The organism is Streptomyces sp. L500, from assembly GCF_054551825.1.
This window is the reverse complement of record NZ_JBTOLC010000011.1, coordinates 147,230-173,981: the sequence shown is the minus strand read 5'-3', so window position 1 is coordinate 173,981 and position 26,752 is coordinate 147,230. Positions and strand designations below refer to the sequence as shown.

Annotated in this window: 28 protein-coding genes; 16 read left to right on the top strand and 12 right to left on the bottom strand. The window is 74.3% G+C overall.

What is annotated here, in order from left to right; all coding sequences use genetic code 11:
* Positions 1 to 292: 292 nt before the first annotated feature.
* Entirely contained in the window at positions 293 to 880 is a 588-nt protein-coding gene (locus tag ACX9I7_RS13910; RefSeq protein WP_387578125.1) for a hypothetical protein, read from the bottom strand.
* A 483-nt stretch (positions 881 to 1,363) separates the two neighbouring features.
* Here ACX9I7_RS13910 and ACX9I7_RS13905 point away from each other — a divergent pair, with 483 nt between their 5' ends.
* The gene (locus ACX9I7_RS13905) at positions 1,364 to 2,869 is read left to right on the top strand and encodes a glutamate--cysteine ligase (protein WP_459387503.1); all 1,506 of its coding nucleotides are present in this window, start codon (positions 1,364 to 1,366) and stop codon (positions 2,867 to 2,869) included.
* Positions 2,870 to 3,000: 131 nt separating this feature from the next.
* The gene (locus tag ACX9I7_RS13900) at positions 3,001 to 3,795 is read left to right on the top strand and encodes a CPBP family intramembrane glutamic endopeptidase (protein WP_459387513.1); all 795 of its coding nucleotides are present in this window, start codon (positions 3,001 to 3,003) and stop codon (positions 3,793 to 3,795) included.
* Between the two features lie 18 nt (positions 3,796 to 3,813).
* Here the strand turns inward: ACX9I7_RS13900 and ACX9I7_RS13895 are convergent, their stop codons facing one another.
* The 4 genes from ACX9I7_RS13895 to ACX9I7_RS13880 all read right to left on the bottom strand — a co-directional run bounded on the left by ACX9I7_RS13895 (position 3,814) and on the right by ACX9I7_RS13880 (position 7,239).
* Positions 3,814 to 4,635: a PhzF family phenazine biosynthesis protein gene (locus ACX9I7_RS13895; protein WP_459387502.1), complete on the bottom strand. Its 822-nt coding sequence runs from the start codon at positions 4,633 to 4,635 to the stop codon at positions 3,814 to 3,816.
* A gap of 321 nt (positions 4,636 to 4,956) precedes the next feature.
* Positions 4,957 to 5,460, bottom strand: a complete 504-nt coding sequence (locus ACX9I7_RS13890; RefSeq protein WP_459387501.1) for a hypothetical protein — start codon at positions 5,458 to 5,460, stop codon at positions 4,957 to 4,959.
* 370 nt (positions 5,461 to 5,830) lie between these two features.
* The gene (locus tag ACX9I7_RS13885; RefSeq protein WP_459387500.1) at positions 5,831 to 6,751 is read right to left on the bottom strand and encodes an NAD(P)H-binding protein; all 921 of its coding nucleotides are present in this window, start codon (positions 6,749 to 6,751) and stop codon (positions 5,831 to 5,833) included.
* Positions 6,748 to 7,239, bottom strand: a complete 492-nt coding sequence (locus ACX9I7_RS13880) for a nuclear transport factor 2 family protein (protein ID WP_459387499.1) — start codon at positions 7,237 to 7,239, stop codon at positions 6,748 to 6,750. Before ACX9I7_RS13880 ends, ACX9I7_RS13885 begins: the two co-directional genes overlap by 4 nt.
* Positions 7,240 to 7,325: 86 nt before the next feature.
* On the opposite strand from ACX9I7_RS13880, the gene ACX9I7_RS13875 reads away from it, so the two are divergent.
* From ACX9I7_RS13875 to ACX9I7_RS13855, 5 genes are all read left to right on the top strand, one after another.
* Positions 7,326 to 7,934, top strand: coding sequence for a TetR/AcrR family transcriptional regulator (locus tag ACX9I7_RS13875; RefSeq protein ID WP_459387498.1), 609 nt, complete (start codon positions 7,326 to 7,328; stop codon positions 7,932 to 7,934).
* A 125-nt stretch (positions 7,935 to 8,059) separates the two neighbouring features.
* Positions 8,060 to 8,671 (top strand): PadR family transcriptional regulator, encoded by a 612-nt coding sequence (locus ACX9I7_RS13870; protein WP_387578138.1) that lies wholly within the window; start codon positions 8,060 to 8,062, stop codon positions 8,669 to 8,671.
* Positions 8,672 to 8,769: 98 nt separating this feature from the next.
* On the top strand, positions 8,770 to 11,178 hold the full coding sequence (locus ACX9I7_RS13865) for a glycoside hydrolase family 3 N-terminal domain-containing protein (RefSeq protein WP_459387497.1): 2,409 nt from the start codon (positions 8,770 to 8,772) through the stop codon (positions 11,176 to 11,178).
* Between the two features lie 125 nt (positions 11,179 to 11,303).
* The gene (locus tag ACX9I7_RS13860; RefSeq protein WP_459387496.1) at positions 11,304 to 11,831 is read left to right on the top strand and encodes a Clp protease N-terminal domain-containing protein; all 528 of its coding nucleotides are present in this window, start codon (positions 11,304 to 11,306) and stop codon (positions 11,829 to 11,831) included.
* 319 nt (positions 11,832 to 12,150) lie between these two features.
* Positions 12,151 to 13,263, top strand: a complete 1,113-nt coding sequence (locus ACX9I7_RS13855) for a DMT family transporter (protein ID WP_459387495.1) — start codon at positions 12,151 to 12,153, stop codon at positions 13,261 to 13,263.
* On the opposite strand, the gene ACX9I7_RS13850 is transcribed toward ACX9I7_RS13855, so the two are convergent.
* Positions 13,250 to 13,963 carry a pyridoxamine 5'-phosphate oxidase family protein gene (locus ACX9I7_RS13850; RefSeq protein WP_459387494.1) on the bottom strand — a complete coding sequence of 238 codons (714 nt, stop codon included), beginning with the start codon at positions 13,961 to 13,963 and terminating at the stop codon, positions 13,250 to 13,252. The two genes, ACX9I7_RS13855 and ACX9I7_RS13850, sit on opposite strands and share 14 nt — an antisense overlap.
* A gap of 35 nt (positions 13,964 to 13,998) precedes the next feature.
* On the opposite strand from ACX9I7_RS13850, the gene ACX9I7_RS13845 reads away from it, so the two are divergent.
* Entirely contained in the window at positions 13,999 to 15,330 is a 1,332-nt protein-coding gene (locus ACX9I7_RS13845) for an aminotransferase class I/II-fold pyridoxal phosphate-dependent enzyme (protein WP_459387493.1), read from the top strand.
* Here ACX9I7_RS13845 and ACX9I7_RS13840 read toward each other — a convergent pair.
* On the bottom strand, positions 15,321 to 16,364 hold the full coding sequence (locus ACX9I7_RS13840) for a DMT family transporter (RefSeq protein ID WP_387573002.1): 1,044 nt from the start codon (positions 16,362 to 16,364) through the stop codon (positions 15,321 to 15,323). The two genes, ACX9I7_RS13845 and ACX9I7_RS13840, sit on opposite strands and share 10 nt — an antisense overlap.
* 75 nt (positions 16,365 to 16,439) lie before the next feature.
* On the opposite strand from ACX9I7_RS13840, the gene ACX9I7_RS13835 reads away from it, so the two are divergent.
* Complete coding sequence (locus tag ACX9I7_RS13835) at positions 16,440 to 17,354, top strand: LysR family transcriptional regulator (RefSeq protein ID WP_387572999.1); 915 nt, start codon at positions 16,440 to 16,442, stop codon at positions 17,352 to 17,354.
* Between the two features lie 45 nt (positions 17,355 to 17,399).
* Here the strand turns inward: ACX9I7_RS13835 and ACX9I7_RS13830 are convergent, their stop codons facing one another.
* Positions 17,400 to 17,867: a pyridoxamine 5'-phosphate oxidase family protein gene (locus tag ACX9I7_RS13830; RefSeq protein WP_459387492.1), complete on the bottom strand. Its 468-nt coding sequence runs from the start codon at positions 17,865 to 17,867 to the stop codon at positions 17,400 to 17,402.
* Between the two features lie 141 nt (positions 17,868 to 18,008).
* On the opposite strand from ACX9I7_RS13830, the gene ACX9I7_RS13825 reads away from it, so the two are divergent.
* Positions 18,009 to 18,686, top strand: coding sequence for a cysteine hydrolase family protein (locus ACX9I7_RS13825; RefSeq protein ID WP_387572995.1), 678 nt, complete (start codon positions 18,009 to 18,011; stop codon positions 18,684 to 18,686).
* Here ACX9I7_RS13825 and ACX9I7_RS13820 read toward each other — a convergent pair.
* Positions 18,673 to 19,212: a Rieske (2Fe-2S) protein gene (locus ACX9I7_RS13820; protein ID WP_387572992.1), complete on the bottom strand. Its 540-nt coding sequence runs from the start codon at positions 19,210 to 19,212 to the stop codon at positions 18,673 to 18,675. The two genes, ACX9I7_RS13825 and ACX9I7_RS13820, sit on opposite strands and share 14 nt — an antisense overlap.
* 122 nt (positions 19,213 to 19,334) lie before the next feature.
* On the opposite strand from ACX9I7_RS13820, the gene ACX9I7_RS13815 reads away from it, so the two are divergent.
* From ACX9I7_RS13815 to ACX9I7_RS13795, 5 genes are all read left to right on the top strand, one after another.
* On the top strand, positions 19,335 to 20,162 hold the full coding sequence (locus ACX9I7_RS13815) for a HipA family kinase (RefSeq protein ID WP_189450804.1): 828 nt from the start codon (positions 19,335 to 19,337) through the stop codon (positions 20,160 to 20,162).
* Positions 20,159 to 20,620, top strand: coding sequence for a DUF3037 domain-containing protein (locus tag ACX9I7_RS13810; RefSeq protein WP_387572987.1), 462 nt, complete (start codon positions 20,159 to 20,161; stop codon positions 20,618 to 20,620). The genes ACX9I7_RS13815 and ACX9I7_RS13810 overlap by 4 nt, the downstream gene beginning before the upstream one ends.
* Before the next feature lie 175 nt (positions 20,621 to 20,795).
* Positions 20,796 to 21,557 carry a 3-oxoacyl-ACP reductase FabG gene (gene fabG / locus ACX9I7_RS13805; RefSeq protein WP_459387491.1) on the top strand — a complete coding sequence of 254 codons (762 nt, stop codon included), beginning with the start codon at positions 20,796 to 20,798 and terminating at the stop codon, positions 21,555 to 21,557.
* Positions 21,558 to 21,719: 162 nt separating this feature from the next.
* Complete coding sequence (locus ACX9I7_RS13800; RefSeq protein WP_459387512.1) at positions 21,720 to 22,490, top strand: SDR family oxidoreductase; 771 nt, start codon at positions 21,720 to 21,722, stop codon at positions 22,488 to 22,490.
* Between the two features lie 123 nt (positions 22,491 to 22,613).
* Positions 22,614 to 23,300 carry a uracil-DNA glycosylase gene (locus ACX9I7_RS13795; protein WP_459387490.1) on the top strand — a complete coding sequence of 229 codons (687 nt, stop codon included), beginning with the start codon at positions 22,614 to 22,616 and terminating at the stop codon, positions 23,298 to 23,300.
* A gap of 80 nt (positions 23,301 to 23,380) precedes the next feature.
* Here ACX9I7_RS13795 and ACX9I7_RS13790 read toward each other — a convergent pair whose 3' ends face one another.
* The 3 genes from ACX9I7_RS13790 to ACX9I7_RS13780 form a co-directional block, all read right to left on the bottom strand.
* Positions 23,381 to 24,088, bottom strand: coding sequence for a hypothetical protein (locus tag ACX9I7_RS13790; RefSeq protein WP_459387489.1), 708 nt, complete (start codon positions 24,086 to 24,088; stop codon positions 23,381 to 23,383).
* Between the two features lie 83 nt (positions 24,089 to 24,171).
* Complete coding sequence (locus ACX9I7_RS13785) at positions 24,172 to 24,687, bottom strand: DinB family protein (RefSeq protein ID WP_387572974.1); 516 nt, start codon at positions 24,685 to 24,687, stop codon at positions 24,172 to 24,174.
* Between the two features lie 105 nt (positions 24,688 to 24,792).
* Complete coding sequence (locus ACX9I7_RS13780; RefSeq protein WP_387572971.1) at positions 24,793 to 25,398, bottom strand: TetR/AcrR family transcriptional regulator; 606 nt, start codon at positions 25,396 to 25,398, stop codon at positions 24,793 to 24,795.
* A gap of 80 nt (positions 25,399 to 25,478) precedes the next feature.
* Between ACX9I7_RS13780 and ACX9I7_RS13775 the strand changes: the two genes are divergently transcribed.
* On the top strand, positions 25,479 to 26,699 hold the full coding sequence (locus tag ACX9I7_RS13775) for an FAD-dependent monooxygenase (protein ID WP_387572969.1): 1,221 nt from the start codon (positions 25,479 to 25,481) through the stop codon (positions 26,697 to 26,699).
* Positions 26,700 to 26,752: the final 53 nt, after the last annotated feature.

The window sequence follows — 26,752 nt, the reverse complement described above, 5'->3', positions numbered from 1 at the left end:
CGTTGTCATCGTCGGTCGGTCCCAGTCTTGCCCTACGGGCCTCGTTCCGCAGGGATTTCCCAGGGACGCTCCTCACGGGGTGATGACGCGTCACCCGCGCGGGCGGTTGCTCCCAACTGGACGGTCCCTTCGGGGGGTTCGGGATGGCCGCATCGGACTAGCCCGGAAGGGTGAAGGGCGGGGACAGCGGTGCGCCCCGCGACTCCCCTGGTGCGGGGAGGCACGGGGCGCGACGGTTCCGGGGCCCGGCCGGGTCGGCTCCGCCGGTCCGTGAGGTCCGGTCGGGCGGTCGTCAGGCCGTCGCCCGCAGCCGGTGCGGGGGCGCCAGCCGGGGCGTCAGCGCGGGCAGCAGATCGGCGGCCCGGTGCGGGCGGTGGGCCGCGATGCCGGGCGGCGCCGGTGCGAGGGGGACGAGCACGTCGCCCGGGGCGAACAGCTCGGAGGCGGCGTCGGCCGTGATGTCCGCGTGCAGCCAGAGGGTGAGCATGTAGAGCTCGGGCACCGACAACAGCCGTGGCTGGTACGCGGTGGTCAGCGCCTCGGCCTGGCGCAGGGCCAGCTCGGTGGAGGCCACGTACGGCCCCTCGCAGAAGTGGGAGAACGCCCAGCCGTCGGCCGTGAGCACGGCCTCGCCGGCCGCCACGGCCCGCTCTCCCTCCTTGATCTGGAACCGCCAGCCGGTCAGCCGGGTGCGCGGCACCCCGCCGGGCTTGCCCGCCCGCTCCAGCAGGTGGACGGGCAGCGGGAGTTCGGTGCTGAGCGGGGTCCGGGCGGACCGCAACGAGGGGGTACGGGCCTCACGGACGGCGGTGGGGGAACCGAGGGCCGCCAGGACCGTGCGGAGGGCAGGCGCGGGAGCAGGGGGAACATGCAGCGGCATGGTGGGTCGCCTCTCGCTCAAGGAAAGACACGGGGGTGCGGGGCGGGGTGCGGACGACGCTGTCGGCGTGCGGGGTCAGAGGGGGGCCGGGACCGACTCCGGGGCGCCTGCTCTCTGCCTCATTCCGGAGTTTATACGACACTTGTTCACATGATGTTTCGGCTAGCTGTCGCGGGTATTTCCGGCAAGGGCAATTCAGGTCCCGATTCCGGGGGGATTTCGGTGTTTTTGTGAAGGCCGCGCGCCCATGACCTCGGCTTCGTCACCGTATACGGTGGGCCGGATCCGATCGGTGTTTATCACCAGCGCATTGCGCCCCGCCCGCCGCTTGTTTCATGCCGACGGAATGTGCCGGAGCGCACCGGGTGAGAGCCTATCGCTTCCCCGTGCGCCGCGGGGCGTTATGGATCGTCCCGCCTGGGCATCATCGACCGTGACAAGAGGCCGGTGCGGCGGGCGGCCCGTCCGGGAGGGAGGCTTCGCATGGGGGAGAAGGTCGCGGCCCTGGGGTTCGATCTCGCCGACCGGCAGCGCCACCGGGAGAAGCTCCGGCGGTGTCTGGACGGGCTGGCGAGGCTGCTGGAGGAGAAGCGCTTCGACCGTCCCCGCAATCTCATGGGGCTGGAGATCGAGCTGAATCTCGCGGGCCCCGACGGTATGCCGAGCATGGTGAATGCCGAGGTGCTGGAGCGTATCGCCAGCCAGGATTTCCAGACCGAACTCGGGCGATTCAACCTTGAAGTGAACATCGTCCCGCACCGGCTCTCGGGAAGGGTTCTCGACCAGCTCGCCGAGGAACTGCGCACGGGCCTGTCCTACGCGGACCGCAGGGCCATGGAGGTGGGCTCCGGCATCGTCATGATCGGAATACTGCCCACGCTCACCGACCGGGACCTGGTCCATGCGAACCTCTCCGCCGCCGACCGGTACTTCCTGCTCAACGACCAGGTCGTGGCCGCCCGGGGCGAGGAGTTCACCATCGACATCGCCGGAGTGGAACGGCTGACCTGCACCGCCCGCTCCATCGCCCCCGAGGCCGCCTGCACCTCCGTCCAGCTCCATCTCCAGGTCACCCCGGGCCGGTTCGCCGCCGTGTGGAACGCCGCCCAGGCCGTCGCCGCGGCGCAGATCGCCGTCGGCGCCAACTCGCCCTTCCTCTTCGGCCGCGAGCTGTGGCGCGAGTCCCGGCCACCGTTGTTCGTGCAGTCCACCGACACCCGCCCGCCCGAGCTGCGGGCTCAGGGGGTCCGGCCGCGCACCTGGTTCGGGGAGCGCTGGGTCTCCTCCGCGTACGAGCTCTTCGAGGAGAACCTCCGCTTCTTCCCCCCGCTGCTGCCCATATCCGGGGACGAGGACCCGCTGCGCGTCCTGGACGCGGGCGGCGTCCCGGAGCTCGCCGAACTGACCCTCCACAACGGCACGGTCTACCGCTGGAACCGGCCCGTCTACGGCATCGCCGACGGCGTCCCCCACCTCCGGGTGGAGAACCGCGTCCTGCCGGCCGGGCCCACCGTCACCGACGTCATCGCCAACGTGGCGTTCTACTACGGTCTGGTCCGCACCCTCGCCGAGGAGCCCCGGCCGGTGTGGTCCCGGATGCCGTTCGGCGTCGCCGCCGACAACTTCGACACCGCCTGCCGCGACGGCATCGACGCCGTCCTGTGCTGGCCCCGGGCGGGCCGGACCGGCGTCCTCGCGCGGGTCCCGGCCGTCCGGCTCGTCCTGGAGGAGCTCCTGCCCATGGCCTCGGCCGGGCTGGACGCGTGGGGGGTGGAACCCGCCGACCGCGACCACTACCTCGGGGTCGTCGAGGAACGCTGTCTGCGCCGGGTCAACGGGGCCTCCTGGCAGGCCGCCGCCTACCACCGCGCGCTGGAGCACGGCCTGGACCGGGAGCGCGCCCTCGCCGTCACGACCCGCCGCTACCGCGAGCTGATGCACACCGGCGAGCCCGTCCACACCTGGCCCACGGACGCGCCCTCCCTGTGACCCCTCCTTCCGGGGCGTCGCGGCACCCCTGTGCGCGGGGGCCCGGGAGCTTCGGGCAAGCTGTGACCGTCGTGAGGACGGGCAGCTGGGAGGCGACGGTGCGGCAGAACGCTCGGGACGGCGGCGCGGGCATCCGGCCGGAGGCGCCCTCCGGGCCGGCGTCCGGCGCCGGGCCCGCCCGGCGTGTGCTGCGCTCGGAGACGCTGATCGTCCTGGCGCTCTCGCTGGGCGCCAGCGCGGTCTCGGCGCTGATCAGCTTTGTCGGCGCGGCCACCCGGCCGGGTGGCCTCAAGCACCAGGCGGCCACCCTCAACGGCTCGCACGCCCCCGGCCGCCCCTGGCTCGACCTCGCCTGGCAGCTCTTCGGCATCGCGACCGCGCTCGTGCCCGTCCTCCTGGTGGCCCACCTCCTCACCCGCGAGGGCGCGGGGCTGCGGAGCATCGGCTTCGACCGGACGCGCCCCGGCGCCGACCTGGCCCGGGGCGCGGCGGTCGCGGCCGCCATCGGCGGCAGCGGCCTGCTGTTCTACCTCGCCGTACGGGCGGCGGGCTTCAACCTGACCGTCGTACCGGAGAACCTGCCCCACGTCTGGTGGCGGATCCCGGTGCTGATCGCCTCCGCCGCGCAGAACGCGGTGCTGGAGGAGGTCGTGGTCGTCGGCTATCTGCTGCGCAGGCTGGGGCAGCTGGGCTGGACCCCGGCCGCCGCCCTGGTGGCGAGCGCGGCGCTGCGCGGCTCGTACCACCTCTACCAGGGCATCGGCGGCCTGGTCGGCAACGCGGTGATGGGCGTGGTCTTCGTCCTCCTCTACCGGCGGTGGGGGCGCGTCGGGCCGCTGGTCGCGGCGCACGCGCTGATCGACATCGTGGCGTTCGTCGGCTACGCGCTGCTCGCGGGCAAGGTGGGCTGGCTGCCCACGGCGTGACCGCCCCGTTTCGACGGCTCACACCAGCAGTTCGCCGTCGATGACGGTCACGGCGGAGCCGGTCAGCAGGGTGCGGTCGCCGCGCGGCGTGGTGCGCACCAGGCCGCCGCGGGCGGACGCCTGGAACCCGGTGAGCTCGTCGCGGCCCAGCCGGGCGGACCAGAACGGGGCGAGCGCGGTGTGGGCGCTGCCGGTGACGGAGTCCTCGTCGACGCCGACGTTGGGGAAGAAGCAGCGCGAGACGTAGTCGTAGCCGCGCGCCGGGTCCTCGGCCGGCGCGGTGGCGATGACGCCCCGGCGGGAGTGGCGGCCCAGCGCCGCGATGTCCGGGGCGAGACCCCGTACGGTCGCCTCGTCGGCGAGCTCCAGCAGCAGGTCGCCGATGTGCGGGCCGGTGTCGTGGGCCGAGCGGGGCGTGGCGCCGAGGGCCCGCTCCAGCCCGTCGGGGACGGCGGTGGGGGTGAGCGGCGCCGTCGGGAAGTCCAGGGTGATCATGCCGTCCTCATGGGCGGTGGTGACGAGGACGCCGCAGCGGGCCGTGAACCGCACGGTGCCGGTGGCGGTGCCCGTGGTGTGGAGGACGTGCGCCGTGGCGAGCGTGGCGTGGCCGCACATGTCGACCTCGGTGGTGGGAGTGAACCAGCGCAGCGCCCAGTCGGCGTCGGAGCCGGGCGGCAGCGGGTGGGCGAAGGCGGTCTCGGGGTGGTTGACCTCGCTGGCGACGCCCCGCAGCCAGGCGTCATCGGGGAAGCCGTTGGAACCGGAGTCCAGGAGCACCACTCCCGCCGGATTGCCGGCGAAGGAGCGGTCGGTGAAGGCGTCGACGATTCGAATCCGCATGGCCGTGAACCTAGGGGCCCGGCGGGGGCGGTGGCCACGGCCAATTCCCGGAATGTGGCCCGGGATGGGGGCGGGGGGATGGGGCCGGGTGGGATCGGGGTGGCCGGGATCAGGCCGGGGGAGGCTCAGCGTCTGTCGGCGGCTTTCTCGGCCTGTCGTACACGGCGGCCGCCGTACTGCCGGCGCTCCCGAGCGCACGGGCCGACTCGGCACGAAGAGCGCCGCTGTCACGGCGTACGGAGCCCCTGTTCTGTGGCGGGGACAGCGTCGAGGCGGCGCGGCGCCGGCTCTGGGCGGGCGGTCGTCGCAGGGACGCGTCTCTCACATCGCGATGTCGAGGATCGCCCCCAGCAGTCCGCTGCCGAGTGCGCACCAGAAGGTGCCCTTGAGGAGCAGTTCCTGCATACGGGCGCGCCGCGCGTCCATCGGCCCGCCGTAGATCAACGCCGGGACGCCCACGCACAGGAAGGTCAGCCCGAGACACGTCCCCGCGAGCCAGCCGAACGCATACGCGGGGTGGACCACGTAATAGGTCCAGGGGGCCTTGGCCACCTCGACCCGGTATCCCACCGCGTAGTCCGGCTCGACCTTCGCGTGACGATCCATGACTCGCCCGTCCGGCGAACGGAAAGTTCCGTGGGAGGTCACATTGACCCCGCCCCGGCTGCTGGTCGTGTATGCGTGGGTCTCCACCGTGAGCGTGCCACGCGTGCCCGCGATGCCGGCCGCGAACGGGAGGGCACACGCGCTGAAGCCGCCGACGAGACAGGCGAGCAGCAGCACGACCACGCCGCCGAACCGCGCCTTGGCGGGTGATGCGTTCATTCTGGCCGGGTCCTCTCCCGTGCTCGGCTGGCCGGATCGCGGTTCACCGTAGACATCGGTCGCGACGCCGCAGCCGCCCAATTCGGCACAAGGAGGCGGCTGTATAGGCAATCCATATGCAGCCTTGGCCGCGGACCGGTCGTTGATTGACCGCTCGTTTACCCGGGCCGGCCGTCGGCACGAAGGTATAGGGCCATGGGGGAGGGGCCAGGTGGTGGTCGCCGCAGCGCAAGCCGGCGACCGAGACGGACGTGCCGACGGCGGCACGGATGTGGACACCCTCGCCCGTGCGGTGACCGTAGACGTCGTCGGCGCAGGCCGGCGCGGCCAGGGCCGCGCCCCCGTGACGTGCCGTCATATCGCCTGAGCGTCAGCGCCCGGGGCGCAGCTCTCGCTCCGCGACGGCGCGGAAGCCGCGCGCGGGGCGCCCGGTGACGCGCCGGACGGAGTCGGTGACGCGGTCCTCCGCCCCCTCGGCGATGGCCCGGTCCATGCCGGCCAGCATCGCGGCGAACTCCTCGGGCATCAGCGCGGCGAGCCGGTCGCGCAGTTCCTCGTAGGACAGCGGCCGGTGGACCACGGGCCGGCTCGTGACCTCCGTGACGATCGCGGCGATGTCGTCGTGGCTGAGCGCCTCCGGTCCGGTGAGGACGAGGTCGGTGTCGGGGGCCTGGACGTCGGTCAGGGCGTGGGCGGCGACGGCGGCGATGTCGTCGGCGTCGACGAAGCCGACCCGGCCGGTCCCGGCGGCGGTGCGGATGACGCCGTCGGCCCGGATGCTCCGGGCGTGGAGGTGGCCGCCGGTGAAGTTCTGCATGAACCAGGACGGCCGCAGCACGGCCCACTCGTCGAAGATGCCGGGCAGCGCCTGGTGGACCTGCCCCACGGCCGGTCCGCCCTCCGGGATGGAGGAGGCGCTCAGGAGCACCGCGCGCCGCACGCCGCCGGCGCGGGCCCGGCGCAGGAACGGGAGGACGACGGCGGCGGGGTCGGGATCGCCCACGGGCGGGATCACGTGGACGCGGTCGACGCCGTCGAGGGCGGCGGCGTGGGTGCCGGGGTCGTACCAGTCGAAGCGCACCGGCTCGGCCCCGGTCACCGGTGAGCCCTTGCGGCTGGCCGCCTTGACCGCGTGACCGGCGGCCGTCAGCCGTGCGACGGTACGGCTGCCCGTGGTCCCGGTGGCACCGATGACCAGCGTGGAGCCGATGGCGGGAGCGGCACGGGTGGACACAGAGGTGTCGGCAGCGATGGGAGAGACGTCGACGGGAGAGGCGTCGGCGGTGGTCATCGGCCGCTCCCGGTCGCGGTGGCGGTGGCGGTCCCGGTGGTGGTCCCAGTCCCGGTTCCGGTCCCGGCGAAGTCGACGCCGGGTTCGAGGACGGCGAGGGGGTTCCAGTAGTCGCGGTAGGTGGTGAAGCGCCCGTCCTCGACGGTGACCACGGCGATGTACGTCATGTCGAAGGGGCGGTCGTTCCGCACCAGCCGGCCGACGCCGCGCATCTCGGTCACGATGGTCCGGGGGTCGGCGGTCCGGTGGATCCGCAGGTCGGCCTCGGGGAAGTCGTGCAGGTCGATGTGGTCGGGGTAGGGGCGCATGTAATCGGCGATCGCCTCCCGGCCCACCAGTCGCGCGGGCCGGCCCGGGGGCGCGAACGGGAACTCCATCAGGCCGTCCTCGGCCCACAGGCCGATCCAGCCGGGAATGTCCTTGGCGAGCAGAAGCCGCAGGCTGTGGCGGTACAGCTCCGCCGGAGCGGTCGATACGGGTATGGACATGGGTATCCTCCGTCTCAGAAATACGGACCTCGGGTCCGGTTCGAACGATACGGACCCAGGGTCCGTTTTTCAATGGGAGGAACCGCGTGACCGACCCCGAGCGCAGGACCCGCAAGGACGCCGCCCGTAACCGGCAGGCCGTCCTGGAGGCCGCCGACGCCCTCTTCGCCCGCTCCGAAAGCCCCGAGGACCTGACCATGGCCGACATCGCGACGGCGGCCGGCGTCGGCAAGGGCACGCTCTTCCGCGCCTTCGGCGACCGTGCCGGCCTGCTCCGCGCGCTGTACGAGGTCCGGCTCGAACCGGTCCGTGAGGCCGCGGAGTCGGGCCCGCCGCCGCTGGGGCCCGCCGCCCCGCCGCAGGAGCGCGTGCCCGCCCTGCTCGACGCCGTCCTGTGCTTCAAGCTCGATAATCGCCGCCTCGCGCTGGCTCTGGAGGAGAGCGGAAGTGGCGGCCCGTACCAGGCGGAGCACTACGCGCGCTGGCACGCCCTGCTCCGGTCCGTGCTGGAGCGGATCCCCGGCCTGACCGACGCCGACTTCACCGCGCACGCCCTGCTGGCCGCCACCCGGGCCGACCTCGTCGAACGCCTGGCGGACCAGGAAGGCGTGCCGCGCGAACGCCTGCGCGCTCAACTGGCGGCCTACGCCGCCAAGGTCGTGGCCGTCCCTCCGGCCGCATTCCGTCAGGACTGATCGGCCTCCCAGGACTGACCGGCCTCGCCGAAAGTCGATGCCCGCGCCGAAGGGCATTGTCATCCGATCGGTTCCGATATATCGTTGAGGCATCGCGAACGATCGATGAAGAAAGGAGCGGCATCATGCGCTTCCAAGGGCACGGTCATGAGCACCACGGCTACGGCCCCGGGCGCGGCCGGGGGGCCAGCGAGCCCGGTCCGGGCGGTTTCGGTGGGCGCCGGGCCTTCGGGCCCTTCGGGCCTCCGTTCGGCGCCCCGCCCTTCGGCGGGCGCGGGCGGGGCGGTCCGGGCGGCAGGGCGCGGCGCGGCGATGTGCGCGCCTCGATCCTGGCGCTGCTCAAGGACCGCCCGATGCACGGCTACGAGATGATCCAGGAGATCGCCGAGCGCAGTGGCGGCGCCTGGAAGCCGAGCCCCGGCTCGGTCTACCCCACCCTCCAGCTGCTGGAGGACGAGGGCCTGATCAGCAGCGCGAGCGAGGGCGGCAAGAAGCTGTTCACGCTCACCGAGGACGGTCACGCCGAGGCCGAGTCCGGCCCGGGCACTCCCTGGGAGGACGCGGGGCGCGGCGTCGACTGGGCGGCGATGCAGGAGATCCGCCAGGCCGGCTTCGGGCTGATGGAGGCCTTCGGCCAGGTCTGGAAGACCGGCAGCGCCGAGCAGAAGGAGAAGGCGCTCGCGGTCGTCAACGACGCCCGCAAGAAGCTCTACCTCATCCTGGCCGACGAGGGCTGAGCCCGGCGGTCGAGGTCTGGAGCGGGGCGGCCCGGGGATCACCCGGGCCGCCCCGCGCGCTTTCTTGACGGCACGTCAGCGGGTGGGAGACTCCGGCCATGCCCCCGCTCCCACGCCGCCGGCACCCCCTCCCCGCCCTCGTCCCCGGCCCCGTCATCGCCCTCGCTGCCGTCGCCGTGTGCCTGGCGGCGGCCCTCTCCGGCGCCCCGGCCGGAGCGGAGGCCGGGGCCCAGACCGGAGCCGAGGCCGGGGCAGCCGAGGCCGGCGGGCCGCGCTACCGCGACGCGCGCGCCCCCGTGGACGAGCGGGTGGCCGACCTGCTGCGCCGGATGACGCTCGACGAGAAGATCGGGCAGATGACCCAGATCGCCGTGGTCAAGCTCCAGGGCGACTGCGGCGAGACCGGCGGCGGCGAGCTGAACGAGCGCTGCCTGGCGGCCGTGCTCCGCGACCGCGCGGTGGGCTCGGTCCTCTCCGGGGGCGGCAGCGGCCCGCCCGTGAACACGCCGCGCGACTGGGCCCGCATGGTCGACGCGGTGCAGAGGTACGCCGTCGAGCACAGCAGGCTGGGCGTCCCCGTCCTCTACGGCGTCGACGCCGTCCACGGCCACAACAACGTCCTCGGCGCCACCGTCCTCCCGCACCAGATCGGCCTCGCCGCGACCTGGGACCCGGAACTCGTCCGGGCCTGCGCCGAGGCGACCGCACGGGCCGTCGCGGCCACCGGCGCCGACTGGGCCTTCGCCCCCGTCGCCGACCTCGCCCGCGACCGGCGCTGGGGCCGCTACTACGAGACCTTCGGCGAGGACCCGCTGCTCGCCGGCGCCCTGGCCGCCGCGGCCGTGCGCGGCACCGAGAACGCCGGGGGCGCCGGCGGCGCCAAGAACGTCGCAGCGACCGTCAAGCACTTCGCCGGCTACTCCGAGCCGTCCAACGGCCACGACCGCGTGCCCGCCGACGTCTCCGCGCGCTATCTCCAGGACACCCTCCTCGCCCCCTACCGGGCGGCCGTCGAGGCCGGGGCGAAGACCGTCATGGTCAACTCCGGCGCACTCAACGGCGTCCCCGTCACCGCCTCCCGCCATCTGCTCACCACGGTCCTGCGCGAGCGGTGGGGCTTCACCGGCGTCACGGTCAGCGACTGGCAGGACGTCCGTGCCCTGTGGACGACCTACAAGGTGGCCGCCGACTACCCGCACGCCGCCGCCCTCGCCGTCAACGCGGGCGTCGACATGGCCATGGAGCCCTACGAGGCGGGGGAGTTCGCCGACGCGCTGCGCACGGCCGTACGGGCCGGGCTGGTGCCCGGCCGTCGGATCGACGAGGCCGCCGGGCGCGTCCTGCGGCTCAAATTCACCCTGGGGCTCTTCGAGCGACCGTATGTCGACGCCGAGCGCGCAAACACGGAAGTCCTGGGCGCGGGGCGGGAGCTCGCCCGGCGTGCCGCGGCCGCCTCACAGGTGCTGCTGCGCAACGCCAAGGGCGTCCTGCCGTTCGGGCCGTCCGTGAAGAAGATCGTCGTCACCGGCCCCCACGCGGACGATCTCGCCGCCCAGGCCGGCGGCTGGACCGTCGGCTGGCAGGGGCTCCCCGACGGGGTGCGGATCCCGGGCACGACCGTGCTCGAGGGCATCCGGCAGGCGGCTCCCAAGGGCACCCGCGTCGTCCACGCCCCGGCCCCGGCCGACGCCGTGGCGGGGGCCCGGGACGCCGACGCGACGGTCGTGGTGGTGGGGGAGCGGCCGGGCGCCGAGGGCGGAGCCGACAGCCCCCGGCCCGAACTTCCCGCGGACCAGCGGGAGCTGGTGCGGCAGCTGAAGGAGACCGGCCGCCCGGTCGTGGTGGTCGTCCTCGCCGGCCGCCCGCTGGTGCTGGGCGACGCCGACGGGACGGAAGGGCTGCTGATGTCCTGGCTGCCGGGCGGCGAGGGCGGGCACGCCGTCGCGGACGTCCTGTTCGGGGCGGTCGGCCCGGACGGCCGGCTGCCCGTCTCGTGGCCCCGGCGGACCGGCAACGAGCCCCTCTACTACCAGCAGTTGCCGGGCACCAACGCGGGCGCCGAGTCCGGGCACGACGTGGCGTACGACTTCGGGGACGGCCTGTCGTACACCGCCTACCGCGTCGAGTCGCTCACGCTCGACGCGCCCTCCGTCCCGGCCGGCGCGGACGTCGGGATGACCGTGCGGGTACGCGACACCGGGCCGCGCGACGGCGAAATGATCCTCCCCGTCCATGTTTCACGGCCGGTCGGCGACGTACTGTCGCCGCCGCGCAGACTCGTGGCCTTCACCAAGGTGCGCCTGAAGGCGGGGGAGACGAGGACCGTGCGGCTGACCGTGCCGTCGAAGGCGCTCGCGGTCACTCCCGGCGACATCGACGGGGCCGGTCCGCCGCGCGTCGAGCCCGGGCCGTACGTCTTCCGCGCCGGGGCGCGGACGGCCGCGCTGGAGGTCACCCAGAGGGCGGGGGAGGGGGCGCGCCCCCGAGGGAAGTCCGTGCGCCCCTGAGACGGATCCGGCCGCCCTCCTCCTGAAGGATGACGCCCCGGCGGGCCGTGCCCAACTCGCGTCGGACACGCGAATGCAACCTTCCGGGGATGTTCTCACCACTCGGGACTGATGGGGTGGGAAGGGTGCGAAGCCGTACACCTGACACCGGACGGGCCGGGGCCCCGGGCGAGGATCCGCTCAGCGCGGAACTGGCCACGGCGGTCGTGGGCGCCCGCAGGCGGGCCGCGCGCGACGGCGACCGGCAGGCCGACACCGCCCACCTCCTCCACACCCTGCTGGAGGCCGACCCGGCCGCCCGCCATGCCTTCGAGGGCGGCCCGGCCCAGGTCGCCCGGCTGCTGGGCTACCTCGTCCAGCGCACCATCGGCTACGGGTTGCGCTGGAGCGGAACGATCGAGGACTCCGGCGCCCTCCCCTCGCTCGCCGGGAGCGCCGTGCCCGGCTGGTCGCCCGCGGCCGCCGGGGCCATGCGGGAGGCCCGCGACCGGGCCCGCGCACGGGGTGCCGCCCAGGTGGAGGGAACCGATCTGCTCGCCGCGCTGGTGCGCGACTCCCGCTCCCGGGCGGTCGAGGTGCTGCGCCGGGCGGGCGTGGACCCGGTGGCGCTGGGCGCCCGACTGGACGCGGCGGCCCGCTGCGAGTGCGGCTGAATCCTTTCCGCAGAACCCTCTGAACAACCCTTTCCGCTGAAGGCTTCGGCCGAGGGCTTCCGGCACGGACCTCTGCCGAGGGCTCCGTCGGTCGGGGGCTCCGCCGGTCGGGGGCCCCGACGAAGGGAGTTGCCCCGCGGCCGTTCACCCGCCTAGGGTGCCGATCATGCCGACGACCGCTGTTCTTCCGCCTCCCGCCGCCTAGCGCGGGCGGCCGCTTCCCGGAGGACCCGGGCCCGGACGGGCCACGGGCCGATCGCCGCTGCCCGCAGACGGAGCGATCGATCACCGATGTCTTCCGCGGGAGAACAGAACAGTCATGCGCAACTCCTCTCTTCCGGCCTGCCCCGCTCCGGGCGGGCCGTCCGACGACGTGCCCTCGCACGCCGGTCCCGGGCTCTCCGTCGGCCGGGGCCTGGCCTGCGTCGTCGTCGCGGGTGTCGCCTGGGGCACGGCGGGCGCCACCGCCGCGCTCGCCTCCGCCAGCAGCGGCCTGGGTCCCGTCGCCCTCACCTTCTGGCGCACGGTCGGCGGCCTCGTCCTGTTGCTGGCCGTACGGGCCGTGCGGCCCCGGCCCGTCCGCCCTCTGCGCGCGCCCGAGACGGGGCGGCGCCGGGCGACCCGCCTCCTGATCACCGGCGGCGGGCTCGCCGTCTTCCAGGCCGCCTACTTCGCGGCGGTCGACGGGACGGGACTGGCGGTCGGCACGGTCGTCACCCAAGGCGCCGCGCCCGTGCTGGTGGCGCTGGCGGGCAGGCTCTTCATGGGCGAGCGGCTCGGCGCGGGAGGCCGGGTCGCGGTGGCCGGGGCGCTGACCGGCCTGGTGGTGCTGGTGCTCGGCCGTGACGGCGCGGGCACGGTGCGGCCCGCCGGAGTGGCCTGGGGGCTGGTGTCGGCAGGGGGCTACGCGCTGCTCACCCTGTACACCCGGCGCCTCGGCCGTGAGGGCCGGGCCACGGACCCGTTCACCACGACGCTCACCTCCTTCGCCGTGGGCGCGGTCTGCCTCCTGCCGCTCGCGGCGGCCGAGGGCCTGTGGCCCCGGGCCCAGGAACTGGGGCGCACGCTGTGGCTGCTGGGGTATCTGGTGACGGTGCCGACGGCGTTGGCCTACGGGCTGTTCTTCGCGGGCCTCGTGGCTGTCCGGGCCACGACTGCCTCGGTGATCACCCTGCTGGAGCCGGTCACGGCGGCGGCGATCGCCGTGACCCTGCTCGGGGAGCGCCTGACCGCCGCGACCGCGCTGGGCACGTGCGTGCTGCTGGGCGCCGTCGCGGCGCTCGCCCTCGCGGAGGCCGGCGGCAGCGGGCGGCGGCCGGGACCGACGAGGACGGGCAGCGGGGACGCGGTCGCGGACGCGGCGGCGACCGGTGCCGACGGGGACGGGCGGCGGCCCGGGGCCGCGCGGTCGCGGCCGGTCAGCGACCGGTGAGGTAGTCCGGCACGGGGATGCCGGGGGCGAGGTCGTCCGCCGGGACGGGAGTGCCGTAGGACGTCGTCACGGGGACGACCCCGCTCCAGTGGGGGAGGCCCAGGTCCTCCTCGTCGTCACCCGGGCCGGCGTGGCGGACCTTCGCCGACACCTCGGTGAGGTCGACGCGCAGCACGGCCGTGGCGGCGAGCTCTTTGGCCGACGCGGGCCGGGAGTCCGCCGCCCGGCCGGGCACGACCTGGTCCACCAGGGCGTCGAGGGCATCGCGCAGCTCGGCGGGGTCCGTGACCCGCCGGGCCGTGCCGTGCACCACGACGGAGCGGTAGTTGAGCGAGTGGTGGAAGGCGGAACGGGCCAGGACGAGCCCGTCGACATGCGTCACCGTCACGCAGACGGGCATGCCGGGCTCCCGCGCCTCGCCCGCCGAGCGCAGGGGCCGGGAGCCGGTGGAGCCGTGCACGTAGAGGCGGTCGCCGACGCGTCCGTAGAGGGTGGGCAGGACGACGGGGGCGCCGTCGCGGACGAAGCCGAGATGGCAGACGTAGCCCGCGTCGAGTATCGCGTGCACCAGGTCGCGGTCGTAGGACGCGCGGTCGCGGTAGCGGGTCGGGGTCGTGCGCTCGGTCCGCTCGTACTTCCCGGCCCCGGGAATCGGCGCGGCGGCCGTGGGAGTCGGGGTGGCGGCCGTGGAAGAAGGCATTGCGTTCTCCATTGCACTAGTGCATAGTTGGTTTTGTGCTAGGAGAGTATCGGATCGAAGGCCGTCGCGCAGCGGACATCTCCGCGAGCGTGGAACGAGCGGTGGGTGCGGGCAGGCTCGCCCCCGGCGAACTGCTGCCGCCGATGCGGGAGTTGGCGGTGGAGCTGGGGGTCAATCCCAATACCGTCGCGGCCGCCTACCGCACGCTGCGCGACCGCGGAGTGATCGAGACGGCGGGCCGGCGCGGCAGTCGGGTGCGCGAGCGCCCGGCCAGCACGCCCCGCGAGCTCATCCGGGTGGAGGCGCCGGAAGGCGTGCGCGACGCCTCCGCCGGCAACCCCGACCCGGCGCTGCTGCCCCCGCTCGGCGAGGCCCTCGCCGCGGCCGCCGAGCGCGCCCGCCGCAGACCCGTGCTCTACGGCGATCCGGCCGTCGATACGGACCTGGAACGCATGGCCCGCGCCGCCTTCACGGACGAGGGCGTCCCGGAGGGCCCCGTGGCCGTCACCTCGGGCTCGCTCGACGCCATCGAGCGGGTGCTGAGCGCGCATCTGCGGCCGGGCGACACGGTCGCCGTCGAGGACCCGGGGTGGGGGAGCCTGCTCGATCTCATCCCCGCGCTCGGCCTGCGCGCCGTGCCCGTCGCGGTCGACGACGACGGCCCGCTGCCCGACGAGGCCGACCGGGCGCTGCGCCGGGGCGCCCGGGCCATGGTCGTCACCGACCGCGCGCAGAACCCGACGGGCGCCGCGATCGGCGAGGCGCGCGCCCGGGAGCTGCGGGCCGTGCTCGCCAGCCACCCCGAAGTGCTGCTCATCGAGGACGATCACGGCCACGGCATCGTCGATCTGCCCCTGTGCCCCCTCGCCGGGGTCACCGACCACTGGGCGCTGGTGCGTTCCGTCGCCAAGGCATACGGGCCGGATCTGCGCCTCGCCGTACTCACTGGCGACGCCGTCACCGTCGACCGGGTGCGCGGCCGGCAGCGGCTGGGGCCCGGCTGGGTGAGCCATGTCCTGCAGGACGCGGTGGTGCATCTGTGGCGCAGCGGCGCCGTGGACGCGGCGCGGGTCGCCGCCTCGTACGGGCGGCGGCGGGAGGCGCTCGTCGCGGCGCTGCGGGAGCGGGGCGTCGAGGCGCACGGGCGCAGCGGGATGAACGTGTGGCTGCCCGTGCCGGACGAGACGGGGGCCGTGGCCCGGCTGCTCCAGGCGGGCTGGGCGGTGGCGCCGGGGGCGCGGTTCCGGCTCGCGTCGCCGCCCGGTGTGCGGCTGACCGTGTCCGCGCTGGGGATGCACGAGATAGGGCCGGTCGCGGACGCGCTGGCGTCCGCGACCGGCCCGGTGCCGGCGGGGCGCTACGACTGAGCGGCCCCGTTCCCCCGCGTGGCGTCCCCCGCCGCCACGGTCCGGCCGGTCCGGAAGGAACGCCCCTTGCCCGAGCGGCCCTTGCTCTGGGTGAGGGCCGCTCCGGCCAGCACGATCAGCGCGCCGACCGGGGTGTTCCAGGTGAGCTCCTCGCCGAGCAGGGTGACGCCCGCCGCGGTCGCCACGACCGGGATGAGATACGTCGTCATGGTCGCGGTCGTCGGCCCGACCTCGGCGACCAGCCCGTACTGGAGGAGGAAGGCGAGCCCCGTGCCGAGCGCGCCCAGCGCGAAGACCGCGAGCAGCGGCACGACGGGCAGGGCGGACGGCAGCGGGCTGAGCAGCGGCGCGGCGACACCGAGCTGGACCGCGCCGACGAGCAGCTGGCCGCCGGACAGCGCCAGATGTCCGTCGCCGGTGCCCGACAGCGTGCGCCGGACGTAGATCCAGCCCAGGGCGTAGCTCATCGAGGCGACCAGGGCCATGGCGGTGCCCTTCGGGTCCTGCCCCGAGAAGCCCTGCCAGGCCCCGAGCACCACGAGCACCCCGATGAAGCCGAGGCCGAGCCCCGCGAAGCGGCGGCGCGTCGGCCGGTCCTCGGAGAGCGCCACGAGCGAGAGCACCATGCCCCACAGCGGGGTCGTGGCGTTGCAGACCCCGGCGAGGGTGGTGGGGATCGTCAGCTCCGCGTAGGCGAAGAGCGTGAACGGAAAGGCGTTGCAGAGGAAGGCCGCGACGAACAGATGGCCCCAGGTGCGCGGGGAGCGCGGCAGCCGCTGCCGCTTGATCACCAGCGCCGCCATGAGCACGGCCGCGCCGAAGAACATCCGGCCGAAGGAGACATAGGGAGGAGCGAAGCCGTCGGTGCCGAGCTTGATGAAGAGGAAGCTGAATCCCCAGACGACCGAGAGCACGGCGAATTTGATCCGCCAGTCGAGGCCCCGGCGCCCGGGGTGAGTGACCGTCGTGACGGTGGCGGAGGGGGCGGCGGATACGGAGGAGGAGGGGGGTTTCGGCGTCGCGACGGTGCTCATGACCACTACCATGCAGGGCCATGAGTCATTAGAACAAGCAAATAATTCTATGAGACATCGCGTAGCATCGCTTACATGTTGAACCTGGAGCGCCTGCGCACCCTCCACGCCCTCGCCCGCCACGGCTCCGTCAGCGGCGCGGCGGAGGGGCTGCACGTGACGACCTCGGCCGTCTCGCAGCAGCTGTCCAAGCTGGAGCGCGAGGCCGGTCAGCGGCTGCTGGTCAAGAGCGGCCGCGGGGTGCGCCTCACCGACGCCGGGCGGCTGCTCGCCGAGCACGCCGGGCGCATCCTCTCCCAGGTGGAGCTGGCCCAGTCCGACCTGGAGGCCCAGCGCGGCCACGCCGTCGGCGAACTGCGACTCGGCGCCTTCCCCACGGCCGCCCGGGGCCTGTTCCCGGCCGCGCTTATGGCCCTGCGCGCACAACACCCGCAGTTGCGCGCGCGGCTGGTGGAGATGGAGCAGGAGGAGGCCGTCGAGGGGACGGTGCGCGGCGACATCGACCTCGCCGTGGTCCTCGACTGGTACAACAAGCCGCTGCCGGTGCCGGACGAGCTGGTCAGGGCCCCGGTCCTGGACGACCCCGTCGACATCGCCGTCCCCGCCGGGCATCCGCTCGCCGACCGCACGGACGTCTCCCTCACCGACTTCGCGGATTTCGCGGAGGACGAGTGGATCGCCTGGCCCAAGGGCGAGTTCTGCCACGACTGGCTGCTGTCCACGCTGCGCGGCCAGGGCATCGAGCCCCGCATCTCGCACATGGCCGAGGAGCACGCCACCCAGCTCGCCCTCGTCGCCGCGGGCCTGGGCATCGCGGTCGCCCCCCGGCTCGGCCGCGGCCCGCTGCCGGAGGGGGTGCGCGCGGTGCCCGTACGGCACACGATGTGCCGCCACGTCTTCGCCATCTGGCGCGCGGACGCGGACCGCAGGCCCTCGATCCGGGCGGTGGCCGACGCGCTGCGGGAGGCGGCCGGCGGCATAGGGGAGTGACGGGAGCGATCCCGCCCGCGTCGGGTCATCCCCGTCCGCTCCGTGTCATCGTCTCCGCAGTTTGCGGAAGTCCCAGGAGACGACGGCTTCCGGCGTCAGCCGGAGCCAGCCGTGCCGGCTGTCGTGGGGCATCGCCGCCAGGCCGAAGTACTTCTCCGCGAACAGCCGCTCGGGCACCACGAGCTCCGGGCACGCCACGCCCCGGCGCGGGGCCTCGCCCACCACGGCCACCGTGCCGGACAGCTCCGCGCCGCGCAGCTCGTCGTACTCCTCGCCGTCGTCGACCACCACCGCCACCCGCGGGTCGTGCCGCAGATCGGCCCAGCGCCGGCTGCGGACCAGGGAGTACAGCCACAGCGCCCGCCCGTCCCAGACGAACCACAGCGGGCCGACGTGCGGCCGCCCGTCCCGCCCGGCCGTCGCCACCCGGCAGGTGCGCCGCCCGGCGAGGAAGGCGTCCAGCTCGTCCCGCGTCATCATGGCCCGACGGCCCCGCCGCTGTGTGACGGTCATCCCGCGCACCCGCCTTCCCGGACCCGACCGCATCTGACCCCCGGTCAGAAGAATGCTGCCCCTTCCCCGGCACCGCAATGCCCACTAGCCTCACGCGGGCCCCGGGCGGGGCGCGGGTACGAACCGTTGCGGGGGAGCGTCATGGCCACTCAGGATCCGTTCGCCGAGGAGACCGACCCGGCGAGCACCGTGCTGCTGACCGTCGAGTGCCAGCGCGGGGTCGTCGGCCCCGACAGCGCGCTCCCGGAACTCGCGGCCGTCGCCCGTGCCTCCGGGGCACTCGTCAACGTCGCCCGGCTCGTCGCCGGGGCGCACGAGGCGGGCGTGCAGGTCGTGCACGCCATCGCCGAACGCCGCCCGGACGGTCGCGGCGCCAGCCGCAACGCCCATCTCTTCCGCGTCGCCGAACGACTGCCCGTACAACAGCTGACCGGCACCCACGCCGTCCGGGTGGCCGAGCCCGTACCCGTCGGCGACGGGGACCTGGTCGTCCGCCGGCTGCACGGGCTCTCGCCGCTGGCCGGTACGGGCCTGGACGCCCTGCTGCGCAACATCGGCTGCCGCACCCTGATCGTCACCGGTGTGTCGGCCAACGTCGGCATCCCCAACGCCGTCTTCGACGCCGTCAACCTCGGCTACACGGCCCTCGTCCCCTCCGACGCCATCGCCGGGGTGCCCGCCGACTACACGGCGGCGATGGTGCGCCACACCCTCGCGCTGGTCGCCACCGTGACCACGACCGAGGCCGTCCTGCGCGGCTGGCGGCGGCGCGGACGGCCTCGGCGGACGCCCGGCCCCGAGGGGCTCAGCCCAGCGTGATGGAGCCCCCGTTCACCGAGATCCGCTCCTCGGGCAGCGGCTTCTGCGCCGGGCCACCCCTTACGGCTCCGTCGGTCACCGCGAACCTGCTGCCGTGGCAGGGGCAGTTGATGGTGCCGTTCGCGACCTCCTTCACCACGCATCCCTGATGGGTGCAGACCGCCGAGAACGCCTTGAACTGCCCTTTCGTCGGCTGGGTGACCACGACCTTCCGGTCCGGGAAGACCTTGCCGCCGCCCTCGGGGATTTCCGAGGTCCGGGCCAGGGCCGCACCCTCGCCCGCCCCGGACGTGGCGCCCGGCCCGGGCGTGCCCTTGTCACCGGCCGCCTGCCCCGGCGTGCCCTTCGACGCGTCCGACGTGTCCGGCGCGCCGCCCGAATAGCCGGAACCGGAGCCGGAGCCCGTGTCGTCGGAGCCGCCGCACGCGGCGAGGACGGCGGCGAGACCGGCGGCTCCGGTCGCCGCGACGACGGTACGGCGGGTGGTGCCGGCCGGCACGGATGGCTCGGGTGACGAATGCGTCATGATCGTTCCTTTGCTGTCGCTTCGCATCAGCTGGATCGAGTGGTTTGAGTGATGCGAGGACACATACGGCCGCGCCGCGCCTGGCGTTCAACCGGCCGCCGCCGGGCGATTAATCTGGGGCGATGCTCCCCGAAGTCACGGCCACCCGCTATGTCACGCCCTTGCGTGAGGGCGGCTCGCTCCCCGGCATCGTCGAGGCAGACGATCTGGGCACCTACGTCATGAAATTCACCGGCGCCGGCCAGGGCCGCAAGACGCTCGTCGCGGAGGTCATCTGCGGACAGCTCGGCCGCCGCCTCGGCCTGCGCGTCCCGGAGCTGGCCCGCATCCAGCTGGACCCGGTCATCGGCCGCGCCGAGCCGGACCAGGAGGTCCAGGCGCTGCTCAAGGCCAGCGGCGGGCTCAACCTCGGCATGGACTTCCTGCCCGGGGCACTCGGCTTCGACCCGCTCGCCTTCGAGACCGACGCCGCCGAGGCCGGCCGCGTGATCTGGTTCGACGCGCTCATCAACAACGTCGACCGCTCCTGGCGCAATCCCAACCTGCTCGTGTGGCACGGCTGCCTCTGGCTGATCGACCACGGCGCCACCATGATCTGGCACCACAACTGGCCCGGCGCCGCGACCGCCGCCGGCAAGCCGTACGACGCCTCGGACCACGTCCTCGCCACCTTCTCCCCGGACATCGCCGGGGCGGCGGCCGAACTGGCCCCCCGGGTCACCGAGGAACTGCTGACCGAGGCGGCCGCCGACGTCCCCGACGAGTGGCTCGCCGACGAGCCCGGCTTCGACAGCCCGGACGCCCTGCGCCGGGCGTACGTCGAGGTGCTGCTCGAACGCGCGGCGACCATCGGCGAGAGGATCACCATGGGCGAACGCACCGCGGAGAAACCGTCGCAGGCGCCGGAATGGGTACGAGTCAGGCTGAACGGAAAGGGCGCCGCGAAGTGACGGGCCGCGAGAACGGTCACGGGGCGCAGCAGCCGCACCGTGTCTCCCACCCCCAGGACCACAAGGGCCGCGACGGCGCGAAGCGCGACGTCTTCGAGTACGCGCTGCTGCGCGTCGTGCCCCGGATCGAGCGCGGGGAGCAGATCAACGCCGGAGTGGTCGTCTACTGCCAGGCGCAGTCGTATGTGACCGCCCGTGTCCACCTGGACGAGAACCGGCTGCTGGCCCTCGACCCGGCGGCGGACGTGGCCGGCGTACGGGCCGCGCTGCACGCCGTCGAGGGGGTCTGCGCAGGAGGCGAGCGCGCCGGGCAGGCGGCCTGCGACGACGCCGGGCGGCGGTTCCGCTGGCTGATCGCGCCGCGCAGCACGGTGGTGCAGCCGGGGCCGGTGCACACCGGGCTGACGGTCGACGCGGAGCGCGAGTCGGAGCGCCTGCTCGATCTGCTGGTGCGATAGCGCCCGGGCGACGGCGGGGACGCAGGAGAGGGCGGGTGGTGGGGCGTTGACAGCGCGTGGCGGGACTTCTAGCGTCTGATCGACCAAGCTACTGAGCGGTTGCTCACCCCGCCGCCGCTCCCCTGGTCGGAGCGCGCCGCCGGGGCGGGCCGCCTTCGAGGTGAGGAGAACCCGCATGTCCACCACCGAGCAGCGCGTGGCCCTCGTCACGGGCGCGGCCCGTGGCATCGGCGCCGCCACCGCGGTGCGCCTGGCCGCCGAGGGACGCGCGGTCGCCGTCCTCGACCTCGACGAGGCGGCCTGCGCGGGCACCGTCGAGAAGATCACGGCGGCGGGCGGCAGGGCGCTCGCCGTGGGCTGCGACGTCTCCGACGCCGCCCAGGTGGACGCCGCGGTGGCCCGCGTCGCCGCCGAGCTGGGCGCGCCGGTCGTCCTCGTCAACAACGCGGGCGTCCTCCGGGACAACCTGCTGTTCAAGATGAGCGAGAACGACTGGGACACCGTCATGAACGTCCACCTGCGGGGCGCGTTCCTGATGGCGCGCGCCTGTCAGAAGCACATGGTGGACGCGGGCTTCGGCCGGATCGTCAACCTCTCCAGCAGCTCGGCCCTCGGCAACCGCGGCCAGGCCAACTACGCGGCCGCCAAGGCCGGCCTCCAGGGCTTCACCAAGACCCTTGCCAAGGAGCTCGGCAAGTTCGGCGTCACCGCCAACGCCGTCGCCCCCGGCTTCATCGCCACCGACATGACGGCGGCCACGGCCGCCCGCGTCGGCATGAGCTTCGAGGACCTCCAGGCAGCGGCGGCCACGCAGATTCCCGTGCAGCGCGTCGGCGAGCCCGAGGACATCGCCAACGCGATCGCCTTCTTCACCGGGGACCAGGCCGGTTTCGTCTCCGGCCAGGTGCTGTACGTGGCCGGCGGCCCGCTCGACTGACCCGGCCCGCACGGCCCGGCACACCACCCCACCCCCATGCAGGCCGGGGGCCCCGCGAGCGGACGGCACGTACGTGCTCATCGGCCGCCGAGGAGAGAACCGAGGAGAACGGACAGCATGCCCGCCACGCCCGACGCTTCCGCCACGCCCAGCGCATCCGCCATGCCCGCCACGCCCGCTCAGGGAAGCGAACCCTCCGGCAAGGTCGCCCTCGTCACGGGTGCCAGCCGCGGCATCGGTTACGGCATCGCCCGGGCCCTGGTGGCCCGTGGCGACCGCGTCGTCATCACCGGCCGCAACGAGGACGCCCTCAAGCAGGCCGTCGAGTCCCTCGGCCCCGACCGGGCCGTCGGCGTCCCGGGCAAGGCCCACGACGAGGCCCACCAGGCCCAGGCCGTCGAGCGTGCCATGGAGGCCTTCGGCCGCGTGGACTACCTCGTCAACAACGCGGGCACCAACCCCGTCTTCGGCCCCATCGCCGACCTCGACCTCGCCGTGGCCCGCAAGGTCTTCGAGACCAACGTCGTCTCCGCGCTCGGTTTCGCCCAGCGGACGTGGCACGCCTGGCAGAAGGACAACGGCGGCGCGATCGTCAATATCGCCTCCGTCGCCGGGGTCGCGGCCTCCCCCTTCGTCGGCGCGTACGGCATGAGCAAGGCCGCCATGGTCAACCTCACCCTGCAGCTCGCGCACGAATTCGCCCCCGGCGTACGCGTCAACGCGATCGCCCCGGCCGTGGTGAAGACCAAGTTCGCCGCGGCCCTCTACGAGGGGCGTGAGGAGGAGGCCGTCGCCTCCTACCCCCTCGGCCGGCTGGGCGTGCCGGAGGACATCGGCGGCGCGGCCGCCTTCCTGCTGTCGGACGCCGCGGGCTGGATCACGGGCCAGACGCTCGTCGTGGACGGGGGCCTCTTCCTCAACGCGGGAGTCTGAGCACGCGGACGAAGCCGGGCCCGGGACCAGCGGCCCCGGCTCCGGGGACTCCGGGGCGGGCGTTGTCAGTGGTCGGCGGTAAGTTCTCCGGCGAGAACGGAACGAACCCCGGAGGTTGTCGACGTGACCGTCACCGACGTGCTGCCCGAGTCCTGGCACGCTGTCCTCGGCGAAGAGCTGGAGAAGCCCTACTTCAAGGAGCTGACCGAGTTCGTGGAGGAGGAGCGGGTGAAGGCCCCGGTGTACCCGCCGCGCGGAGAGGTCTTCGCCGCCCTGGACGCCACCCCGTACGAGCGGGTGAAGGTCCTCATCCTCGGCCAGGACCCGTATCACGGCCCGGGCCAGGGCCACGGCCTGTCCTTCTCGGTGCGGCCGGGCGTCCGGACGCCGCCGTCGCTGCGCAACATCTACAAGGAGATGCGCGAGGAGCTCGGCTACGACGTCCCGGACAACGGCTACCTCCTGCCGTGGGCCGAGCAGGGCGTCCTGCTGCTCAACGCCGTGCTGACCGTCCGGGGCGGCGAGCCCAACTCCCACAAGGGCAAGGGCTGGGAGAAGTTCACCGACGCGGTCATCCGCGCCGTCGCCTCCCGCCCCGACCCGGCCGTCTTCGTGCTCTGGGGCAACTACGCACAGAAGAAGCTGCCCCTGATCGACGAGGAGCGGCACGTCGTCGTCAAGGGCGCCCACCCCTCGCCGCTGTCGGCGAAGAAGTTCTTCGGCAGCCGTCCCTTCACCCAGATCAACGAGGCGGTCGCGGCCCAGGGCCACGAGCCGATCGACTGGCGGATCCCGACCATCGCGGTCTGAGGGTCTGAGGGCCTGAGGGCCTGACGGTCTGAGGGTCCGGGGGACCGGTGGCCTGACGGCCGACGGTTCCCGGCCGGGGCTCAACGCCCGTACACCTGGTGGCAGATCCGCGACGCGTCGCCGCCCTTCTCCCACTTCCCATAGGTGTCGCCGAGGGCGCACAGGCCCTTGCCCTGCTGGCCCCGCGACGCCGGGGCCGGTGCGGGGGCCGGGGCCGCGTGGTGCTCCTCCGGTTCGGGAGCAGGCCGGGGGGCCTGGCGCTGGGGCTCTGGTGGCGCCGGGGCGGGCTCCTGCCGCTCGGCGCGCCGCTCCGGGGAGGGGGCCTGCCGGGCGCCGCCCGGATCGGTGGCGGGCGGCGGGGGAGCGACGAGCGACGGCGCGTCCGGGGAGCGGCGCGCCCCCTGGTCGCCCCCGGCCGCCCGTGAGGGCGTCGGAGGGTCCCACGGCATGGTCGGGTCGGCCGGGTCCTTGGGATCCGCCGGGACTTTCGGGTCGTACGGGCCGATCCGGAAGGGGTCGGCCGTCCGGCCCGGGGCCCCGTTCGCCTCGGGAGCCCCGTTCACCCCGTTCGCCCCGTTCGCTCCCGGCGTCGGGGTCCCGTCCGGCGAAGGGGGCCGGGAGGCGCCCGGGCCCGTGACGGTCAGCGACTCACGGGCCGGGCCCTGGTGGACGGCCCGGGGCCCGCCGGGCCCGCCGGGCGCGAGGGGCCGGGGGGAGACGGAGACACAGCCGACCGCGGCCGACATGGCCACCGCCACCAGGACGGCGGCTGAGGGCACTCGATGCATTCGGCCAACCCTGCTGCCCACGAAGGGACATGGGGAATTCCCCGCAGGGGTGACATGGATTCACGGGCCCGGCCGCGCTCCGCTCAGAGCCCGGTCGCGCCGTCGACGCGCTCGCGGATGAGGTCGGCGTGGCCGTTGTGCCGCGCGTACTCCTCGATCATGTGGGTGATGATCCAGCGGAGGCTGAAGGGCTCGCCCTCGCGCCACCTGACGCCGGCGCCGGTGTAGTCCAGCGACCGTTCGGCGGCGAGCTCCCGGGCCTTGGCGATCTCGGCCTGCCAGGTGGCGAGGGCCTCCTCGCCGGTGTCCTTCTCCGTGACCTTGAAGTCCTTGTCGCGGTCGTTGTCGTCGTAGTAGATCGGCGGCGCGTCCTCCCCGGACAGCACCCGGCGGAACCAGTGGCGCTCCACCTCCGCCATGTGCCGCACGAGCCCCATGAGGGACATGATGGACGGCGGCGCGGACGCCGTCCGCAACTGCTCGTCGTCCAGGCCGGCACACTTCGCGGCCAGCGTGGCCCGGTGGAAGTCCAGCCAGCCTTCCAGCATTTCGCGTTCGCCCGCGGTGGTCGAGGGCAGGGGGCGCTCATTGATCGTCATGGGGACATCATCGCGGCGAGGTTCGAGCCCAGGCCAGGGATTATCGTTCAGGCGGTCCGAGGGCCGAGGGAGGGCCGGGCGCCGGGGAAGGGCAGGGAGCCGGGGTCATCGTCCCAGCGCTCCCCGCAGCAGCTCCCTGAATCCCCGCCGCAGTTCCGTACGGCCGGGCACCTCGGCGTGGTAGCTCCCCGCCACGCACGAGAACATCAGCCCGTCGCACCACGCGATGAGCGACATCGCGTGCCGCTCCGGTTCGGGGGAGCCCGCGGCCGTCATCAGCGCGATCACCGGAGCGCGGAAGCGGTCCCGGCCCGTCACGTCGTAGACCTCCCTCAGCTCCGGCCGGCGCGCCGCCTCCAGCGCCAGCTCGTAACGGGCGAGGACGAGTTCGCGCTGCCCGGTCAGCGAGCGGTGGAGCGCGAGCGCGAGGGCGTCGGCCAGCGAGTCGAGCCCGTCCGCCTCCGCCGGGTCCGGCATCTCGCGGGGCGTCAGCACCGCCACCTCGCGCTCGGCCAGCCGCCGTACGGCCGTCTCCAGCAGCGCGGCACGGGTACGGGCGTGGTTCGACGTCGAGCCGGGCGGCAGCCCGGCGGCCTCGTCCACGGCGCGGTGGGTCAGGCCCCGCATCCCGCGCTCGGCGAGCAGGGCGAGCGCGGTGTCGGCGATCAGCTGGGCGCGGGGACGGGCGGGGACGGTCTTCTCGGGGCGCACGCCCCCAACCTACCGCTTCCACTACAGGCGTAGTAACTTGGCTGCCACTACACCTGTAGTTCCGCTCTCGGGAGGAACCCATGGCACAGCCCCGCGCCGTCGTCATCGGCGGCGGCATAGGCGGCCTCACCGCGGCCTGCGCTCTGCACCACACCGGCTGGCACGTCACCGTCCTCGAACGCGCCGCCGCCCTCGAACCCGTCGGCGCCGGCATCGCCCTGGCACCCAACGCCCAGCGCGCCCTCGACACCTTCGGCGCCGGCGACGCCGTACGCGCCCTCTCCGGCTGGCAGGCCGACGGCGGACTGCGACTGCCCGACGGCCGCTGGCTCTCCCGCACCAGCAACGAGGCCGCGGCCCGGCGCTTCGGCGGCCCGGTCGTCGTCGCCCACCGCGCCGACGTCGTCGGCCTGCTCGCCGCCCGCCTCCCCGAGGGCGCCGTACGCACCGGCAGCCCCGCCGCCCTCACCGACCCCGGCGCCCCCGACCGGCCCGCCCGCGTCACCACCCCCGACGGCGAACTGGAGGCGGAGCTCGTCGTCGGGGCCGACGGCATCCACTCCGCCGTCCGCGCCGTCCTCTTCCCCGGCCACCCCGCCCCCCGCTACACCGGGGCCACCGTCTGGCGCCTGGTCGTCCCCCGCCCCGCCACGCCCTTCCCGGCCCACGAGACCTGGGGGCCCGGCCGGCTGTGGGGCACCGTCCCCCTGCGCGACGGCCGCGTCTACGCCTACGCCCAGGCCGTGGCCCCCGCCCGGGCCGTCTCGCCCGGCGGCGAACTCGACCGGCTCCGCCGCCTCTTCGGGGACTGGCACCACCCCGTGCCCGACATCCTCGACGCCGCCGACCCCGCCGCGATCCTGCGCAACGACGTCCACACCACGGCCCGCCCCCTGCCCGCCTTCCACCGCGGCCGGGTCGCCCTCCTCGGCGACGCCGCCCACGCCATGCCCCCCAACATCGGTCAGGGCGGCTGCCAGGCCATCGAGGACGCCGTCGTCCTCGCCCACGCCCTGGCCACCGCCGCCCCTGGCGACGCCCTCGCCGAATACACCCGGCAGCGCCTGCCGCGCACCACGGCCGTCGTCCGCCGCTCGGCACGCGTCGCCCGCCTGACCCGCCTCTCCTCACCCTTCGCCTGCGCCCTGCGCACCGCGGCCCTCACCACCGTCAACCGCCTGGGCCCCCGCGTCGCCCTGCGCGGCCTCGACGGCGTGGCCGACTGGCGACCGCCCGCACGCCCCGAGCGTCAGGCGGCGGACCTTCCGGCAAGCCGCACGAGCAACTCCGCGAGCTCGTGAGCGTCGGCACCACCGGCCGACCGTGGGCGACGCCCGACCGCCGCGGTCGGCTC

Coding starts and splice junctions, on each gene's coding strand:
- ACX9I7_RS13825 (WP_387572995.1), top strand. CDS start 18,009: ATGGCCACTCAGGATCCGTTCGCCGAGGAGACCGACCCGGCGAGCACC.
- ACX9I7_RS13790 (WP_459387489.1), bottom strand. CDS start 24,088: ATGCATCGAGTGCCCTCAGCCGCCGTCCTGGTGGCGGTGGCCATGTCG.
- ACX9I7_RS13870 (WP_387578138.1), top strand. CDS start 8,060: ATGCGCTTCCAAGGGCACGGTCATGAGCACCACGGCTACGGCCCCGGG.
- ACX9I7_RS13840 (WP_387573002.1), bottom strand. CDS start 16,364: ATGAGCACCGTCGCGACGCCGAAACCCCCCTCCTCCTCCGTATCCGCC.
- ACX9I7_RS13910 (WP_387578125.1), bottom strand. CDS start 880: ATGCCGCTGCATGTTCCCCCTGCTCCCGCGCCTGCCCTCCGCACGGTC.
- ACX9I7_RS13865 (WP_459387497.1), top strand. CDS start 8,770: ATGCCCCCGCTCCCACGCCGCCGGCACCCCCTCCCCGCCCTCGTCCCC.
- ACX9I7_RS13830 (WP_459387492.1), bottom strand. CDS start 17,867: ATGACCGTCACACAGCGGCGGGGCCGTCGGGCCATGATGACGCGGGAC.
- ACX9I7_RS13905 (WP_459387503.1), top strand. CDS start 1,364: ATGGGGGAGAAGGTCGCGGCCCTGGGGTTCGATCTCGCCGACCGGCAG.
- ACX9I7_RS13855 (WP_459387495.1), top strand. CDS start 12,151: ATGCGCAACTCCTCTCTTCCGGCCTGCCCCGCTCCGGGCGGGCCGTCC.
- ACX9I7_RS13820 (WP_387572992.1), bottom strand. CDS start 19,212: ATGACGCATTCGTCACCCGAGCCATCCGTGCCGGCCGGCACCACCCGC.
- ACX9I7_RS13890 (WP_459387501.1), bottom strand. CDS start 5,460: ATGAACGCATCACCCGCCAAGGCGCGGTTCGGCGGCGTGGTCGTGCTG.
- ACX9I7_RS13835 (WP_387572999.1), top strand. CDS start 16,440: ATGTTGAACCTGGAGCGCCTGCGCACCCTCCACGCCCTCGCCCGCCAC.
- ACX9I7_RS13815 (WP_189450804.1), top strand. CDS start 19,335: ATGCTCCCCGAAGTCACGGCCACCCGCTATGTCACGCCCTTGCGTGAG.
- ACX9I7_RS13785 (WP_387572974.1), bottom strand. CDS start 24,687: ATGACGATCAATGAGCGCCCCCTGCCCTCGACCACCGCGGGCGAACGC.
- ACX9I7_RS13885 (WP_459387500.1), bottom strand. CDS start 6,751: ATGACCACCGCCGACGCCTCTCCCGTCGACGTCTCTCCCATCGCTGCC.
- ACX9I7_RS13775 (WP_387572969.1), top strand. CDS start 25,479: ATGGCACAGCCCCGCGCCGTCGTCATCGGCGGCGGCATAGGCGGCCTC.
- ACX9I7_RS13895 (WP_459387502.1), bottom strand. CDS start 4,635: ATGCGGATTCGAATCGTCGACGCCTTCACCGACCGCTCCTTCGCCGGC.
- ACX9I7_RS13850 (WP_459387494.1), bottom strand. CDS start 13,963: ATGCCTTCTTCCACGGCCGCCACCCCGACTCCCACGGCCGCCGCGCCG.
- ACX9I7_RS13800 (WP_459387512.1), top strand. CDS start 21,720: ATGCCCGCCACGCCCGCTCAGGGAAGCGAACCCTCCGGCAAGGTCGCC.
- fabG (WP_459387491.1), top strand. CDS start 20,796: ATGTCCACCACCGAGCAGCGCGTGGCCCTCGTCACGGGCGCGGCCCGT.
- ACX9I7_RS13880 (WP_459387499.1), bottom strand. CDS start 7,239: ATGTCCATACCCGTATCGACCGCTCCGGCGGAGCTGTACCGCCACAGC.